This is a genomic window from Streptomyces sp. NPDC059718, assembly GCF_042733315.1.
Lineage (GTDB): Bacteria > Actinomycetota > Actinomycetes > Streptomycetales > Streptomycetaceae > Actinacidiphila.
The window spans coordinates 115,221-130,593 of sequence record NZ_JBHWGA010000006.1 but is presented as its reverse complement, the minus strand read 5'-3'; the positions used below and the strand labels follow the sequence as shown (position 1 = coordinate 130,593).

The window sequence follows — 15,373 nt, the reverse complement described above, 5'->3', positions numbered from 1 at the left end:
ACCCGGGACCGCCCCGGTTCAGGGGTTCGGGTGCTCCACGGACCGCTCCGCGAAGACCCGCATCGCCTTGGCCGTGACCGGGCCGGGACGGGCCCCGGTGGCCAGCTCGCGGTCGTCGACCCGGTGGACGCCCTGGACGTCGCGGAGCGAGGAGGTCACGAAGATCTCCTCCGCCTCGGCGAGGGCCTCGAAGGGCAGGTCGGCCTCCTCGGCGCCGGCCCACTCGATGACGAGCTCCCGGGTGATCCCGGCGAGGCACCCGGAGGCGAGCGGCGGCGTGAGCAGCTTGCCCCCGAGGACGACGAAGACGTTGGAGCCCGTGCCCTCGCAGAGGCGTCCCTGCGTGTTGGCGAAGAGCGCCTCGGAGGCGCCGTGCTGGTGGGCGCGGGCCAGGGCCACGACGTTCTCCCCGTACGACGTGGTCTTGAGCCCCGCGAGGGCGCCCTTCTCGTTGCGGGTCCAGGGGACGGTGACGACGGCCGTCGTGTCGGGGCGGACGGTCGCGGCGCCGAGGGCGACGACCAGGGTGGGGCCGGTGGTGCCGCGCTCGGAGCCGAGCGGCGAGGTGCCGCCGGTGTACGTGACGCGGAGCCGGCCGTGGGGCGCCGGGTTGGCGGCGAGGACGGCCTCGCAGGCGTGGCGCACCGCGTCCAGGTCGGGCTCGGGCAGGCCGAGGCCGCGCGCGGAGCGGGCCAGCCGGCGCAGGTGGCGGTCCATCGCGAAGGCGGTGCCGCCGGTGGCCTTGAGCGTCTCGAAGACGCCGTCCCCGACGGTCAGGCCGTGGTCCATGACGGACACGGACGCCTCGTCGGTCTCGCGCAGCGCGCCGTTGACCCAGATCGCGCCGGCGGTGGTCGTGCTCACGGTGTCACTCTGCCCCATGGTTCCGTTCGCCTTCGTTCGAGTCGTACGTACCCGACGCTACTGCCAGCAGCCGGGAGGCCTTCAGTTCCGTCTCGTCCCACTCCCGCTCGGGATCGGAGCCCCAGGTGATCCCGGCACCGGTGCCGAAGCGCAGCACGGGGCCGCCGGGGGCGGCGCGGTCGATCCAGAAGGTGCGGATGCCCACGGCGAGCTCGCCGGTGCCTCGGTCGGCGTCGACCCAGCCGATGCCGCCGCAGTAGGGGCCGCGGGGGGCGGTCTCCAGTTCGGCGATGATGCGCAGGGCGCTGGACTTGGGCGCGCCGGTGACGGAGCCCGGCGGGAACGCGGCGTCCAGCAGTGCGGCCCAGCCGGCGCCCTCGCGCAGTTCGCCGCGCACGGTGGAGACGAGGTGGACCAGGCCGGGGTGCTTCTCCACGACGCAGAGGTCGGGGACGCTGACCGTGCCGGTGGCGCAGACCTGCCCGAGGTCGTTGCGGACCAGGTCGACGATCATGACGTTCTCGGCGTGGTCCTTGGGCAGCAGGTCGGCCTCGGTGCGGCCGGTGCCCTTGATGGGTCCGGACTCGACCACCTCGCCGCGGCGGCGCAGGAAGAGTTCGGGGGAGGCGCTGGCCACCTCTATGCCGTGCGCGGGCAGCCGGACCGTTCCCGCGTGCGGGGCGGGGTTGCCGCGGGCGAGGACGGCCGCGAGGGCGTCGACGTCGGCGTCCGGATCGGGCAGCGGCGCGGTGAGCACCCGGCAGAGGTTGGCCTGGTAGACCTCGCCGGCCGCGATGTACTCGCGGACGCGGCGCACTCCGGCGGTGTACCCGGCGCGGTCCAGCGAGGACGTCCAGTCGCCGCGGGCGGGGCCCTTCCAGAGCCGGCGGGGGGCGGCCACGGCGGGTTCCGGCCGTACGTTCCCGAAGCGCGCGCAGACCATGTCGCCCTCGAAGCCGGCGACCACCGCCCAGAAGCCGGAGGAGTCCAGCGCGGCCGGGTCGGTGGTGACATCCCGCAGGTCGGAGGCGACGAGGCCGCCGAATCTGGCGAGGGGCTCGAGGTCGGGCACGGGGCTTCCCAGGTCGGTCCGGTGGGGCGAGTGCGAGTCTAAGTCGGCGGCGACGAGCGAGATGCGCTGGTCACCGACCCGGCACGCTGCGGAAACGCGTTTTGGTGGCGGAGCCGTAATCCGCTAGAGTTCAACTCGTCGCCGGGACGCGGAAGCGTACCGGCGGAGGTCCCGCCCGGGTGCGAGCTCCGGGGGAGACACTGCGGACGTGGCTCAGTTGGTAGAGCATCACCTTGCCAAGGTGAGGGTCGCGAGTTCGAATCTCGTCGTCCGCTCGAAGTGGGGGTCACCGCCCCCGCGCTGGTGGAGTGGCCGAGAGGCGAGGCAACGGCCTGCAAAGCCGTCTACACGGGTTCAAATCCCGTCTCCACCTCTGAGGACGATTAGCTCAGCGGGAGAGCGCTTCCCTGACACGGAAGAGGTCACTGGTTCAATCCCAGTATCGTCCACTGGGCCCGGGAGGGCCTTCCCCAGGGCTTCGGCACGGGGGACCCGAGCGCGATTAGCTCAGCGGGAGAGCGCTTCCCTGACACGGAAGAGGTCACTGGTTCAATCCCAGTATCGCGCACGCTGCACCAGAACCACCCGCAGTACCGAGGACGATTAGCTCAGCGGGAGAGCGCTTCCCTGACACGGAAGAGGTCACTGGTTCAATCCCAGTATCGTCCACCAGCAGCCGAGGGCCGGAGCGTTCGCTCCGGCCCTCGGTCGTGTCATGACGAGAAGAGCATGTGCGCCCAGCTCTGCTGCTTGTGGTGGCCGTGGTGGCCCCCGTGGTGCCCGCCGTGCGGGGCACCCCAGGCCGGGGCGGCGTGCTGCTGCTGCGGGTACGCCTGCGGGTAACCGGGCGGCGGCGGGGCGGGCTGGGCGTACTGCGACTCCATGCGGGTCAGCGCCTCGAGCTCCCCGTAGTCCAGGAAGATCCCCCGGCAGTTGCCGCACTGCTCGATCTGGACGCCGCTGCGGGTGAACGTCTGCATCGGGCCATGACACTTGGGACAGAGCATCGTCGGCTCATCTCCTCGTTCGCGCCGGCCGGGGGTCCTCCCCCGGCGTAGAACTGCACCTTACTTCCGCGATTCGGCGGCACGTATCGAGGACGGTCCGTTCCGTCCCGTCGAGTGCGCGGCCCTCCTGCGCGGCCTTGGCGACGGCTGTCGCCGCGGTCTGGACCGCCAACGCCCGTGCCGCCACGTCGAGATGCGGCCACGGGTCGCCGTCAGCGGGAACGGCGGGGCCGCCGCCGGCGCGGTACGCGCCGAGGAAGCGGCCCCAGTCGGCGGGGTCGAGCAGCCCGGCGGCGAACCACATCGCCGGCCGGGCCAGGTCCCAGGCGGGCTCGCCGAGCCCGAGGTCGTCCACGTCGATGAGGCACCACGGCCCGTCGGGCGCCGGGTGGCGCACCAGTTGGCCCATGTGCAGGTCGCCGTGGCACAGCACCTGCCGCGGCTGCGGGGCCTCGCCGCGCGCCCAGGGCGGCAGGCCGTGCCAGGCGGCGAGCACCGCCGGGTCGCCGGCGCCGCCGGCGAGCATCCTCGCGACCGCGCCGGCCGCGCTGACCGGCCCGCGCATCTGCGGCGGCGGACCGGGCAGCGCGGACACCGGCACGGTGTGCAGACGGGCCAGGAGCGCGCCGGCCTCCGCCCAGGGTGCGGAGTCCGGGTCCTCGCGGTCGACCGGCTCGCCGAGGGGCCACAGGCTCACGGTGCGACCGAGGAGCACGGCGCTCAACGCGCCGCCGTGGTCGGGCAGCGGCGCCGGGGGCAGCAGGACGCCGTCCAGCAGAGGATGGGCGGCCACGCGCAGGCGCAGGGCGAGCTCTTGCGGATCGGTGCCCGGGGCGTGGGCCTTGGCGACGAGGCGGCCGCCACGGACGACGGTGGCGTCGGGCCGTTCGGCGAGCACGGCCGGCCGTGCCTGGCCGGGTACCCGCGAGGCCGCTGCCGCGACCGCCCCCAGGGCGTGCGTCAGCGGTGCTCCGCTGCTGGTCACTTCTTCCCCCACCGCCCGTGTCACCGGCCCACTGTGCGGCAGCGCGCCGCACCATGGCAATGCCGGGTGTGATGCCCGGGTACCGCCACGGTACCCGGGCATTCATGCCGTCCGCCGTACCCCCGTCCCCACGGGGTTGGTTCACCGGTCCTCGCGGACCCGGACCGCTCTTCCGGGGCCGCGGGGCGTCTGTCAGCGCCCCATCAGACCGGCTACGGACGACGCCTGTGTGACCACCGCGTCCCAGCCCCCGAAGGCCACCGCGAGCAGCACCGCGAGCGGCAGCACCATCGCCACCGCCACCAGCGGATGCCGGGTGCCCGACGGGCGTATGCCGAAGGCGGCGATCCTGCTGCCGCGCGCCGGCCGCACCGTACGGCTCACCGTGTTCGCCATGGCCCTCTCCCGGGTCGTGGTCCGTGATCATGCACAGTTGTCGGGGCGGCGGGCGTTTGACCTCGGGGGACGAGTGCTCCGCCCGCCGCTTGACCTCAACAGTAGGCGCGGCGCCGGCGCCGGTCGTCATGCCCTCGTACCGCTTCCCTGGCCTCCCCGAGGATGACTCCGGGTCCGGTCGCGTACTCCCCTGGGTGGAGGGACCCGGCCGCACCCCCGGGACATCCCCGAGGGGATCTCCCGGGCGGGCGCGGACGGGGCCCGTCAGCCCCGTTCCTCGTCCTCCGCGTCGCCGGTCGGCATGGGCTGCTCGACCAGGGCGAGGACCCGGGTGGCCATGAAGCGCGCGGTGCGCACCACGGAGCCGGACCGGGTGACTTCGCTCACTTCCACCACCCCTCGGCGGACCGCCGTCTCGACCCTGCGGCCCGCCCTGGTGGCGACCACTTCGTACGTCCTCGTCGTGTCGCCCGCGTCGACGACTATCTCCACGCGGTCACCCTTCATGGCGTCAATCCCCCTTGCCCGACGGACTGTTGACGGCATGACGAAATTCCGGGCCCGTCAGCGGCCGGAATTTTCCCCACTCTTCAAGGATCCCATCCGGCACTGACAATCCGCCGCCCCGCGCGGGCGCGGCCTCGCGGCGCGACGGGCGGTCAGTCCGTAAGCTGTCGGCGTCAGACTGGCCAGGCAGGCAGCGGGGATGGACGACATGGCGATGATGCGGCTCCGGCGCGAGGACCCGCGTGTCGTCGGCTCGTTCCGCCTGCACCGGAGGCTGGGCGCGGGCGGCATGGGCGTCGTCTACCTGGGCGCCGACAAGCGCGGCCAGCGGGTCGCGCTGAAGGTGATCCGCCCCGAGCTGGCCGAGGACCAGGAGTTCCGCTCGCGCTTCGCGCGCGAGGTCTCCGCGGCGAGACGCATCCGCGGCGGCTGCACGGCCCGGCTGGTCGCCGCCGATCTGGAGGCGGACCGCCCGTGGTTCGCCACGCAGTACGTTCCCGGGCCCTCCCTGCACGACAAGGTCGCGCGGGACGGCATGCTCCCGGCCGCCGAGACCGCGTCCATCGGCGCCGCACTGGCGGAGGGACTGGTCGCCGTCCACGAGGCCGGGGTCGTCCACCGCGACCTGAAGCCCTCCAACATCCTGCTGTCGCCCAAGGGCCCCCGGATCATCGACTTCGGCATCGCCTGGTCCACCGGCGCCAGCACCCTCACCCACGTGGGCACCGCCGTCGGGTCCCCCGGGTTCCTCGCGCCGGAGCAGGTCCGCGGGGCGGCGGTCACCCCGGCCACCGACGTCTTCGCCTTCGGTGCGACGCTGGCGTACGCGGCGATGGGCGACTCGCCGTTCGGGCAGGGCAGTTCGGAGGTCATGCTCTACCGGGTCGTCCACGAGGAGCCGGACCTCACCGGTGTCCCGGACTCGCTGGCCCCCCTGGTGTACGCCTGCCTCGCCAAGGACCCGGAGCAGCGGCCCAGCACGGTCCAACTCTCCGAGCGGCTGGCCGAGATCGCCGCCCGTGAGGCCCGTGGCCTCGGCGCGGCGCCGGGCCGGCGCGACATCGTGCCGAGGGCGTCCGGTCCGCGCGCCGAGCGGCCCACCGGCCCGCGGGCGCAGGCGTACGCGGACCAGCAGACCGAGCGGCGGACGGCGGCGGGCACGCCCGCCGCGCCGCGTACCCCGGCCTCCCCCCGTACGCCCGCCACGCCGCGCACCCCGGCCCGGACGCCCTCCGGCCGCACCCCGGCTCCCCGCACGCCGGCGGGCCGCCGGCCCGTGGGTGCCGACCGCAGGCTGCTGCGGCAGCGGCTCATCGTCTTCGTCACCGTAACCCTCCTCGTCGCGCTCGGCATCGCCGCCGCCCAGGGCTGCCAGGGCCCCAGCCGCGGCATCGGCCTGCTGCCCGGGGCCGGCGCGACGGCGCCGCACGCGCCGTAAGCCTGGCACCGCGTCGGCCCTGCGAGGCGCCCTGCCGGTGGTTGTGTGCGGCTCGGTGTTTGTGTGCGGGTTGTTTGCGCCTGCGGCGGGCGTCCACCCGCCCGCCCGCCCTCCCCCAGCCTTCGGCCGGGGGTGCCCCCAACTCCCCCGCCCCCTCCCTATCGCGGGCGACCAACGGCCGGTGGGGGGGGCAAAGGCGGTCCGGGGTCGCCGCAAGCGCCCCACTGAACCCCCACCGGCCGTCATGCGCCCACACAGCGGGAGGGGGTGTGGCGGGGTGCGCCCGGAAGCGACGAGCGGCGGACCCGGGTGCCGAACGATGTAGGGCCAAACCGCGAGCGCTGAGGACGTGCGCCGGCGCGGCACCGACCCCACCCGAACAGAGCGCAGGCCCGCACTGACCGCGCCGGGCAATCGGGAGGGCGGGCGGGGGAGAAACCCCAACAGCAACCACAACGCACTCGCACACGAGACGCGCCGCACCAGGGGGTGACGGGAGGGCACCCCGTGAGCTAGTTTCTAAGCGCTTGCTTAGTGCTACGCACACGCGGAGGGACGCATTCGCATGACGGTCACACCGGAGGAGCTGCGCGAGCGGGTGCGCGCGCTGCTGGCCTCTCACGATCCGGCGGCGACGGACCGCCTGGACTTCCTGCGGGCCAGGTTCGACGCCGGCCTGGCGTGGGTGCACTACCCGGAGGGCCTCGGCGGGCTGGGCGCGCCGCGCGCCCTGCAGGGGGTCGTGGACGCCGAACTGACGGCCGCCGGGGCGCCGGACAACGAACCGCGCCGGATCGGCATCGGCCTCGGGATGGCGGCCCCCACCGTCCTCCGGTACGGCACCGAGGAGCAGAAGGCGCGCTTCCTGCGCCCGCTGTGGACCGGGGAGGAGGTCTGGTGCCAGCTGTTCAGCGAGCCCGGCGCCGGCTCGGACCTGGCGGGCCTGCGCACCCGCGCGGTGCGGGACGGCGACGGCTGGATCGTCACCGGCCAGAAGGTGTGGACGTCCAACGCCCACAACGCGCGCTGGGCGATCCTGATCGCCCGCACCGACCCGGACGTCCCCAAGCACCAGGGCATCACGTACTTCGTGTGCGACATGACGGACCCGGGCGTCGAGGTGCGGCCGTTGCGGCAGATCACGGGTGAGGCCGAGTTCAACGAAGTCTTCCTCACGGACGTGCGGATCCCCGACGCCCACCGCCTCGGCGAGGTCGGCGACGGCTGGCGCGTGGCGCAGACGACGCTGATGAACGAGCGGGTCGCCATCGGCGGCACCGCGCTCCCCCGCGAGGGCGGGATGATCGGCACCGTCACCGCCACGTGGCGGGAGCGGCCCGAGCTGCGCACGCCGGACCTGCACGACCGGCTGCTGCGGCTGTGGGTGGACGCCGAGGTCACCCGCCTCACGGGCGAACGGCTGCGCCAGCAGCTCGCGGTGGGCGCCCCGGGCCCCGAGGGCTCGGGCATGAAGCTGGCGTTCGCCTCGCTCAACCAGCGCATCAGCGGTCTGGAGGTGGAACTGCTGGGCGAGGACGGGCTGCGGTACGGCGACTGGACGATGAGCCGCCCGGAGATCGTCGACTTCTACGGCCGCGACGCCGGATACCGCTATCTGCGGGCCAAGGGCAACTCGATCGAGGGCGGTACGTCCGAGATCCTCCGCAACATCATCTCCGAGCGCGTCCTCGGCCTGCCCTCCGAGCCCCGTTCGGACAAGGACGTCCCCTGGAAGGACCTGCCGCGATGAGCTCCGACCTGCTCTACTCCGACGTCGAGAACGACCTGCGCGCCGCGGTGCGCGGTCTGCTCACCGACCGGTGCGCACCGGCGGACGTCCTGGCGCGCTGCGAGGGCGACGAGCCGTACGACGCCGCGCTGTGGCGGACCCTGGCCCGGGAGGTGGGGGTCGCGGGGCTGCTGGTGCCGGAGAAGCTCGGCGGCCAGGGCGCCTCCGCGCGGGAGGCCGCGGTCGTGCTGGAGGAGCTGGGGGCCTTCGTGGCGCCCGTGCCCTTCCTGGGCAGCGCCGTGCTGGCCACCGCGGCCCTGCTGGCGGCCGGCACCGCGGAGGCCGACGCCGTCGTGACGCGCCTCGCGGAGGGCGAGCAGACGGCCGCCCTGGCCGTGCCGCTGCCCACGGCGCCGGGCGCGGACGTCTCCCAGGGGGTACGGGCCGACGCGGACGGCGTCCTCGCCGGGCGCGTGACCAGCGTCGCCGACGCGCCCGCCGCGGACGTGCTGATCGTGCCCGCGAACGGTCCGGAAGGGCCCGGGCTCTACGAGGTGCGCACCGACGCGCCCGGGGTCGCCCTGTCCGTACCGGTGCCGCTCGACCTGACCCGGCCGATCGCGGACGTCTCCTTCGGCGGGGCGGCGGCCCGCAGGCTCGCCGGGCCCGGGACCGCCGCGGCGGCCGTGGAACGGGCCCTGCTGACGGGGGCGGGGCTGCTGGCCTCGGAGCAACTGGGCCTGGCCCAGTGGTGCCTGGACGAGACGGTGGCGTACCTGAAGGAGCGTCACCAGTTCGGCCGGGTCGTGGGCTCCTTCCAGTCCCTCAAGCACCGGCTCGCGGACCTGTGGCTCGAGGTCGTCCAGTCCCGCGCCGCCGCGCGCAACGCCGCCGACGCGCTCGCGGGCGACGGCGCGGACGCCCCGGTCGCGGTCGCCGTGGCGCAGGCGTTCTGCGCGCCGGTCGCCGTGCGGGCCGCCGAGGAGTGCGTCCAACTGCACGGCGGCATCGGCATGACCTGGGAGCATCCGGCCCACCTGCGGTTGAAGCGCGCCAAGGCCGACGAGATCGCCCTGGGCACGCCCGGCCGCCACCGGGCGGCCCTCGCCGCCCTGGTGGACCTGCCGGCCGCGGCGGGCTGAGTCAGTCCCGGGGGCGGCCGGTCGCCACCGCGTAGAACGCGACCGCGGCGGCCGCCCCCACGTTCAGCGAGTCCACCCCGTGCGCCATGGGGATGCGCACCCACTCGTCGGCGGCGACCAGGGCGCGGGTCGACAGGCCGTCGCCCTCGGCGCCGAGCATCAGCGCCGCGCGTTCCAGCCGGTGCGGGGCGGCCTCGTCGATGTCGGTGGCCTTCTCGTCGGGGGTCAGCGCGAGCAGCTTGAAGCCCGCCTCCCGGACCGCCTCCAGGTCCCGGGGCCAGCTCTCCAGCCGGGCGTACGGGACGGAGAAGACGGCGCCCATCGAGACCTTGACCGACCTGCGGTACAGCGGGTCGGCACAGTCCGGGGAGAGCAGGACGGCGTCCATGCCGAGGGCGGCGGCGCTGCGGAAGATGGCGCCGATGTTGGTGTGGTCGTTGACCGACTCCATGACGACGATCCGCCGCGCGTCACCCAGCAGGGCCGCCGCGTCGGGCAGTTGCCTGCGCTGCATCGAGGCGAGGGCGCCGCGGTGCACGTGGTAGCCGGTCACCTGCTCGGCGAGTTCCGGGCTGACCGCGTAGACCGGCGCCGGGACCTCGTCGATGACGTCCCGCATGACGTCGACCCACTTGGCGGACAGCAGCATGGAGCGCATGCGGTAACCGGCCTGCCGGGCGCGCCGGATGACCTTCTCGCCCTCCGCGATGAACAGCCCCTCGGCGGGCTCGCGGCGTCGGCGCAGCTCCACGTCGGTCAGCGACGTGTAGTCGTGCAGACGCGGGTCGTCGGGATCGTCGATGGTGATGAGCTCAGCCACAGGGTGATACTGCCTTGTCCGAAGTGCGGTGCCAACGGCACCGACGTCACTGGTTACCGCCGGTTACGCGATCGCCCACGGCGACGACCTCGCCGATGACGATCACCGCGGGCGGCCGGATGCCCTCCTGCGCCACCCGCTCCCCCACCGTCGCGAGCGTCGCGTCGACCCGGCGCTGGGCCGCCGTCGTGCCCTCCTGGATCACCGCGACGGGGGTGTCCGCGCCCCGGCCGTGCTCCACGAGCGCCGCCGCGATCGAGCCGATCCGCTCCACGGCCATCAGCAGCACCAGTGTTCCGCGCAGCCGGGCGAGCGCCGCCCAGTCCACGAGCGAGCGCGGGTCCTCCGGGGCCACATGGCCGCTGACCACGGTGAACTCGTGCGCCACGCCCCGGTGCGTGACCGGGATGCCGGCGGCGGCCGGGACGCTGATGGAGCTGGAGATCCCCGGCACGACGGTGCACGGGATGCCCGCCTCCGCGAGCGCCTCCGCCTCCTCCATGCCGCGCCCGAACACGTACGGGTCCCCGCCCTTGAGCCGCACGACCGCCTTGCCGGCCTTCGCGTGCTCGATGAGCGCCGCGTTGATCGCCTCCTGGGCCATCGCCCGGCCGTACGGGATCTTCGCGGCGTCGATCACCTCGACGTGCGGCGGCAGTTCGTCGAGCAGGTCGCGCGGGCCGAGCCGGTCGGCGATGACGACGTCCGCCTCCGCGAGCAGCCGGCGGCCGCGCACCGTGATCAGGTCCGGGTCACCCGGGCCGCCGCCGACCAGCGCCACGCCCGGGGTCCTCCCCCGGTGCTGCGGTGCGGCGAGCGAGCCGTCGCGCAGGCCCTCCACGATCGCGTCCCGCACGGCCGCGGAACGCCGCGGGTCCCTGCCCGTGAGGACGGCGACGGTCACGCCCTCCGTACGGCCGGTCGCCGGCGTCCACGCGGTCGCCGCCTCGGCGTCGTCGCTGCGGACGCACCACACGCGGCGCTCCTCCGCCTCCGCGGAGGCCGCGGCGTTCGCCTCGGGGTCGGTGGTGGCGATGAGCGCGTACCAGGCGTCGGCCAGGTCGCCCGGCCGGTAACGGCGGCGCTCCCAGCGGATCTCGCCCGCGGCGGCCATCGCGTCCACGGACGGCGTCGCGGACGGGGAGACCAGGACGACCTCGGCGCCGGCCGCGACCAGCGGGGGCAGCCTGCGCTGGGCGACCTGGCCACCGCCGAGGACGACCACGCGGCGGCCCGTGAGGCGCAGTCCGACGGGGTAGGCGGGTGCGTCGTTGCGGTCCTCGGCGGCAGTCATGGCGGTGCGGCTCCTCGGGTGTGCCTTACGGCGCGACGGGGGGTGGGGTTGCGGGGCGACCCTGCCCCGCCCAACCCTACGGTGCGGGGTGGCTGCGCCGCAGCGCCCAAGATCACACCTGCGGTGCGCTTGCCGTTGTTGTCGTGTGCGGGTTGTTTGCGCCTGCGGCGGGCATCCCCCGCCCTCCCGCCCGATTGCCCGGCGCGGTCAGTGCGGGCCTGCGCTCTGTTCGTCTGGGGTCGGGGCCGCGCCGGCGCACTCCCCCAGCCTTCGGCCGGGGGGACCCCCACAGCGCTCGCGGTTTACGTCCACATCATTCGGCGCCCGGGTCCGCCGCTCGTCGCTTCCGGGCGCACCCCGCCACACCCCCTCCCGATGTGTGGGCGCATGACGGCCGGTGGGGGGCGAGAAGGCGGTCCGGGGTTGCCGCAGGTGCCTTACTGAACCCCCACCGGCCGTCAGTCGCCCCACCGGCATGAGGGGGTGTGGCGGGGTGCGCCCATGGGGGTCCCCCCGGCCAAAGGCTGGGGGCGTGCCCCGGCGCGGCACCGACCCCACAGCGAACGCAGCGAGGCCCGCACCGACCGCGCCGGGCAATCGGGAGGGCGGCGGGGAAACCGCCCGCCGCAGGCGCAACGCACCCGCACACAACCACAGGCCGCAAGGAACACCCCCGCCCACCACGACCGCCCGGGTCAGGACTTCTCGGTGACCCCCGCAGAGTCGAACGTCGCCACCTCGTGCATCGCCCGCGCAGCACTCTGCACCAGCGGCAGCGCCAGCAGCGCGCCGGTGCCCTCGCCGAGGCGCAGGTCGAGTTCGACGAGCGGGCGCAGGCCCAGCTTGGTCAGCGCCGCGCGGTGGCCGGGCTCCGCGCTGCGGTGGCCGGCGATGCAGGCCGCGAGGACCTCGGGCGCGATGGCGCGGGCCACCAGGGCGGCCGCGCCCGCGCTGACGCCGTCGAGGATGACCGGGGTCCGCAGGGACGCGGCGCCGAGCAGCAGGCCCACCATGGCCGCGTGCTCGAGGCCGCCGATCGCCGCGAGGACCTCGATCGGGTCGGACGGGTCGGGCTGGTGGAGTTCGAGGGCGCGCCGCACGACGTCGATCTTGCGGGCGTGCATCTCGTCGTTGATGCCGGTGCCGCGTCCGGTGACCTCCGCCGGGTCGACCCCGGTGTAGACGGAGATCAGGGCCGCGGAGACGGTGGTGTTGGCGACCCCCATCTCCCCGGTGAGCAGCGCCTTGTTGCCCGCGGCGACGAGGTCTCGGGCGGTCTCGATGCCGACCTCGATCGCGCGCAGTGCCTCCTCGCGCGACATGGCGGGCCCGGCGGTCATGTCAGCGGTGCCGGGACGGACCTTGCGGGGCAGCAGACCGGGGGTGCTGGGCAGGTCGGAGGCGACGCCGACGTCCACCACGCACACCTCGGCGCCCACCTGGTGGGCGAAGGCGTTGCACACGGCCCCGCCGCCGAGGAAGTTGGCGACCATCTGGCCGGTGACCTCCTGGGGCCAGGCGGTGACGCCCTGGGCGTGCACCCCGTGGTCCCCGGCGAAGATCGCGACGGCCGCGGGCTCCGGGATGGGCGGCGGGCACTGCCGGGACAGGCCGCTGAGCTGCGCGGAGATGATCTCCAGCATGCCGAGCGCGCCGGCCGGCTTGGTCATCCGCTTCTGCCGCTCCCAGGCCTCGCCGAGCGCCTTCGCGTCGAGCGGGCGGATGCCGCGGAGCGTCTCCTCCAGGAGGTTGTGCGGCTCCTCGCCGGGCAGGGCCCGGTTGCCGTACTCCTCCTCGTGGACGACCCAGGCCAGCGGGCGCCGCTTGGACCAGCCGGACTGCACCAGTTCGGGGTCCTCGGGGAACTCGTCGACGTAGCCGACGCAGAGGTACGCGACGACCTCGAGGTGCTCGGGGAGCCCGAGTTCGCGGACCATCTCGCGCTCGTCGAAGAAGCTGACCCATCCGACGCCGAGGCCCTCGGCGCGCGCGGCGAGCCAGAGGTTCTCCACGGCGAGCGCCGACGAGTACGGGGCCATCTGCGGCTGGGTGTAACGGCCCAGCGTGTGGCGGCCGCCGCGGGTGGGGTCTGCGGTGACGACGATGTTGACCGGGGTGTCGAGGATCGCCTCGATCTTCAGTTCGCGGAACTGCTTGGCGCGGCCCTTGGGGAGGGACTTGGCGTACGCCTCGCGCTGCTGCATGGCGAGCTCGTGCATGCGCTCCCGGGTCTTGGCGGAGCGGATGACGACGAAGTCCCACGGCTGGGAGTGGCCGACGCTCGGCGCGGTGTGCGCCGCCTCCAGCACGCGGATCAGCACCTCGTGCGGGATCGGGTCCTTGCGGAAGCCGTTGCGGATGTCCCGGCGTTCGCGGATGACGCGGTGCACGGCGTCCCGTACGGCGGGGTCGTAGCCCTCGGCGGCGGGCCGCAGCAGCTCCGGGTCCTCCTCCTCGTCGGCCTCCGGCGCCTCGGGTGCCAGGTCCGCCTCGTGCTGCGGCTCGGCGACGGTGACCGGGGTCTCCTCCTGCACGACCGCGGCGGGTGCGGGCTCGGCGACCGGCTCGACGGCGACGGGCGCCTCCGGCTCCACGACGGGCACGGGCTCGGGCTCCACCACGGCCTCGACGACCGGCTCCGGCTCCGGCACGACGGCGACCGGTTCAGGCTCGGGCACCGCGACCGGCTCCGGCTCGGGCACCACGACCGGCTCGGGCTCGGGCACCACGACGGCTTCGGGCACCGCGACCGGCTCGGGCACCTCCGGTACGACCGGTGCCACGGGCACGTCGGCGGCGGGCTCCATGCCGAACGGCAGCGGCTCGTCCGGGGTTTCCAGCGGCGACGCGGGGGCGGCCACCGGCTCGGGTTCCGGGGCGGGAGCGGGCGCGGGCACGACGGCCTCCGGCACCGGGGCCGTCCAGGTCTCGCCGGACGCGGGGGCCGGCACCGGCGCCTGGGTCTCGGCGGGGGCCTCGTCGCGGGGGATGTCCAGGTACTCCGGTCCGATGGTGGGCGGCCCGGACTGGGGCATGGGCGCCGGGACCGGCTGCGGCGCGGGCGGCGGCGTGGCCGGGCCGCGGTCGGCCAGGGAGCGCACGATGCCGCCGCCGTTGGACGGGTCCGGGATCGGGGGGCCCATGTGCAGCGGGCGCCGCGGCGGTACGGGAGCGGCCTCCTGCAGTTGCGCCTGCGCGGGCACATGGGGCTGCGGGGCCGGCTCGGCCGCCCGGATCTGGACGGCCTCCTCCGCGGGCCCGGGCTGGGCGACGGGCTCCGCGGCCACGGGTACGGCCTGCTCCGGCACCGCGTGCTCGATCACGAACGGGGCGGGCTGCGGCGGCACGGCCTGCTCGGCCGGGATCGGTTCCGGGGCCGGCATGCCCGGTGCGAGCGGCATCTCCGTGCGGACGGCGGAGTAGTCGAGGGAGACGGAGTCGCGGCCGCCGCTCTCGTGGGCGTCGTGCTCGATGCCCCCGGGCGCCACCGGGACGCCGTGCGGGGTGTGCTCGACCGGCACGGGGGTGGGGGTGGGGGCCTGCGCCGGGACCGGAGCGGCCGGGGTCACGGCAGCGGGCGCCGGGACGGGTACGGCGACCGGGGTCGGCTGCGGCGGCACGGGCTGCGGGTCGCCCCAGGACCCCTGCAGACCGGGCATCAGCAGCATCTCCTCTTCCTCCTCCACCGGCACCGGGCCGGACGGCTGGTCGAGGTAGTGGTACTCGGGAGGAACCGGCGCGGTGAGCGGATCGACGTCCCACGAGGGGACGGACTGCTGCTGCGCGCCACTGCCGGGAAGGTCGGCGTGCGGCTGCAGAACCGCTTCTTCGCCTGCGTTCTCCGGCAGTCCCTCACCCGGGACCTGGCCGGTGTCAGTCATGCGTGCCCCTCGCCCATCGGTTTCGCTCCTTCCATCGCTGCGCCGAGCACACTGCCCACAGAGAGAACGAGCGTGGGCGGCAACCGGCACGACGACGGCGATTGACCGGTACTGACCATTACTGATCAGCCCTCACGCGACGTCAATGCGCGACAACGGCACAGCGGTCCGTCAGCCTACCGTGCGTGTGCCCGCGCGTGCTCAGGGGGGTTCACCTCAAACCGGTGCCAATGCGGGC

12 protein-coding genes and 5 tRNA genes are annotated in these 15,373 nt (G+C 74.8%); 8 read left to right on the top strand and 9 right to left on the bottom strand.

Annotated elements, in window-relative coordinates; genetic code table 11:
• Positions 1-18: 18 nt before the first annotated feature.
• Positions 19-882: an aminotransferase class IV gene (locus ACFV3E_RS09745; protein WP_500534191.1), complete on the bottom strand. Its 864-nt coding sequence runs from the start codon at positions 880-882 to the stop codon at positions 19-21.
• On the bottom strand, positions 869-1,936 hold the full coding sequence (locus tag ACFV3E_RS09740) for a chorismate-binding protein (RefSeq protein ID WP_500534190.1): 1,068 nt from the start codon (positions 1,934-1,936) through the stop codon (positions 869-871). The genes ACFV3E_RS09745 and ACFV3E_RS09740 overlap by 14 nt, the downstream gene beginning before the upstream one ends.
• Positions 1,937-2,138: 202 nt before the next feature.
• On the opposite strand from ACFV3E_RS09740, the gene ACFV3E_RS09735 reads away from it, so the two are divergent.
• The 5 genes from ACFV3E_RS09735 (at position 2,139) to ACFV3E_RS09715 (ending at position 2,608) form a co-directional block, all read left to right on the top strand.
• A tRNA-Gly gene (locus ACFV3E_RS09735) sits at positions 2,139-2,211 on the top strand.
• Between the two features lie 27 nt (positions 2,212-2,238).
• Positions 2,239-2,309 (top strand) — tRNA-Cys (locus ACFV3E_RS09730).
• A 4-nt stretch (positions 2,310-2,313) separates the two neighbouring features.
• Positions 2,314-2,385, top strand: a tRNA-Val gene (locus ACFV3E_RS09725).
• Positions 2,386-2,432: 47 nt separating this feature from the next.
• Positions 2,433-2,504, top strand: a tRNA-Val gene (locus tag ACFV3E_RS09720).
• Between the two features lie 29 nt (positions 2,505-2,533).
• A tRNA-Val gene (locus ACFV3E_RS09715) sits at positions 2,534-2,608 on the top strand.
• A 41-nt stretch (positions 2,609-2,649) separates the two neighbouring features.
• On the opposite strand, the gene ACFV3E_RS09710 is transcribed toward ACFV3E_RS09715, so the two are convergent.
• The 4 genes from ACFV3E_RS09710 to ACFV3E_RS09695 all read right to left on the bottom strand — a co-directional run bounded on the left by ACFV3E_RS09710 (position 2,650) and on the right by ACFV3E_RS09695 (position 4,831).
• Positions 2,650-2,943 carry a TFIIB-type zinc ribbon-containing protein gene (locus tag ACFV3E_RS09710; protein WP_500534189.1) on the bottom strand — a complete coding sequence of 98 codons (294 nt, stop codon included), beginning with the start codon at positions 2,941-2,943 and terminating at the stop codon, positions 2,650-2,652.
• Positions 2,944-2,950: 7 nt separating this feature from the next.
• Positions 2,951-3,928 carry a phosphotransferase enzyme family protein gene (locus ACFV3E_RS09705; RefSeq protein ID WP_500534188.1) on the bottom strand — a complete coding sequence of 326 codons (978 nt, stop codon included), beginning with the start codon at positions 3,926-3,928 and terminating at the stop codon, positions 2,951-2,953.
• Between the two features lie 192 nt (positions 3,929-4,120).
• Positions 4,121-4,324 (bottom strand): hypothetical protein, encoded by a 204-nt coding sequence (locus ACFV3E_RS09700; protein ID WP_018564248.1) that lies wholly within the window; start codon positions 4,322-4,324, stop codon positions 4,121-4,123.
• 264 nt (positions 4,325-4,588) lie between these two features.
• Positions 4,589-4,831, bottom strand: coding sequence for a DUF8836 family protein (locus tag ACFV3E_RS09695; RefSeq protein WP_499510833.1), 243 nt, complete (start codon positions 4,829-4,831; stop codon positions 4,589-4,591).
• Positions 4,832-5,039: 208 nt separating this feature from the next.
• Between ACFV3E_RS09695 and ACFV3E_RS09690 the strand changes: the two genes are divergently transcribed.
• The 3 genes from ACFV3E_RS09690 (at position 5,040) to ACFV3E_RS09680 (ending at position 9,140) form a co-directional block, all read left to right on the top strand.
• A complete protein-coding gene (locus tag ACFV3E_RS09690; protein WP_500534269.1) occupies positions 5,040-6,269 on the top strand; it encodes a serine/threonine-protein kinase in 1,230 nt (409 codons plus the stop codon).
• Positions 6,270-6,834: 565 nt separating this feature from the next.
• Positions 6,835-8,019, top strand: coding sequence for an acyl-CoA dehydrogenase family protein (locus tag ACFV3E_RS09685; RefSeq protein ID WP_500534187.1), 1,185 nt, complete (start codon positions 6,835-6,837; stop codon positions 8,017-8,019).
• Complete coding sequence (locus tag ACFV3E_RS09680) at positions 8,016-9,140, top strand: acyl-CoA dehydrogenase family protein (protein WP_500534186.1); 1,125 nt, start codon at positions 8,016-8,018, stop codon at positions 9,138-9,140. The genes ACFV3E_RS09685 and ACFV3E_RS09680 overlap by 4 nt, the downstream gene beginning before the upstream one ends.
• Before the next feature lies 1 nt (position 9,141).
• Here the strand turns inward: ACFV3E_RS09680 and ACFV3E_RS09675 are convergent, their stop codons facing one another.
• The 3 genes from ACFV3E_RS09675 to cobT all read right to left on the bottom strand — a co-directional run bounded on the left by ACFV3E_RS09675 (position 9,142) and on the right by cobT (position 15,135).
• The gene (locus tag ACFV3E_RS09675; protein ID WP_499510839.1) at positions 9,142-9,960 is read right to left on the bottom strand and encodes a TrmH family RNA methyltransferase; all 819 of its coding nucleotides are present in this window, start codon (positions 9,958-9,960) and stop codon (positions 9,142-9,144) included.
• Between the two features lie 46 nt (positions 9,961-10,006).
• Positions 10,007-11,254, bottom strand: coding sequence for a uroporphyrinogen-III C-methyltransferase (gene cobA / locus ACFV3E_RS09670; RefSeq protein ID WP_500370520.1), 1,248 nt, complete (start codon positions 11,252-11,254; stop codon positions 10,007-10,009).
• A gap of 695 nt (positions 11,255-11,949) precedes the next feature.
• Complete coding sequence (gene cobT / locus ACFV3E_RS09665) at positions 11,950-15,135, bottom strand: nicotinate-nucleotide--dimethylbenzimidazole phosphoribosyltransferase (protein ID WP_500534185.1); 3,186 nt, start codon at positions 15,133-15,135, stop codon at positions 11,950-11,952.
• Between the last annotated feature and the right edge of the window lie 238 nt (positions 15,136-15,373).

Excerpts from the sequence above, each read along its gene's own strand:
- ACFV3E_RS09745 (WP_500534191.1), bottom strand. The coding sequence starts at position 882 with ATGGGGCAGAGTGACACCGTGAGCACGACCACCGCCGGCGCGATCTGG.
- ACFV3E_RS09710 (WP_500534189.1), bottom strand. The coding sequence starts at position 2,943 with ATGCTCTGTCCCAAGTGTCATGGCCCGATGCAGACGTTCACCCGCAGC.
- ACFV3E_RS09700 (WP_018564248.1), bottom strand. The coding sequence starts at position 4,324 with ATGGCGAACACGGTGAGCCGTACGGTGCGGCCGGCGCGCGGCAGCAGG.
- ACFV3E_RS09695 (WP_499510833.1), bottom strand. The coding sequence starts at position 4,831 with ATGAAGGGTGACCGCGTGGAGATAGTCGTCGACGCGGGCGACACGACG.
- ACFV3E_RS09690 (WP_500534269.1), top strand. The coding sequence starts at position 5,040 with ATGGCGATGATGCGGCTCCGGCGCGAGGACCCGCGTGTCGTCGGCTCG.
- ACFV3E_RS09685 (WP_500534187.1), top strand. The coding sequence starts at position 6,835 with ATGACGGTCACACCGGAGGAGCTGCGCGAGCGGGTGCGCGCGCTGCTG.
- ACFV3E_RS09680 (WP_500534186.1), top strand. The coding sequence starts at position 8,016 with ATGAGCTCCGACCTGCTCTACTCCGACGTCGAGAACGACCTGCGCGCC.
- cobA (WP_500370520.1), bottom strand. The coding sequence starts at position 11,254 with ATGACTGCCGCCGAGGACCGCAACGACGCACCCGCCTACCCCGTCGGA.
- cobT (WP_500534185.1), bottom strand. The coding sequence starts at position 15,135 with ATGACTGACACCGGCCAGGTCCCGGGTGAGGGACTGCCGGAGAACGCA.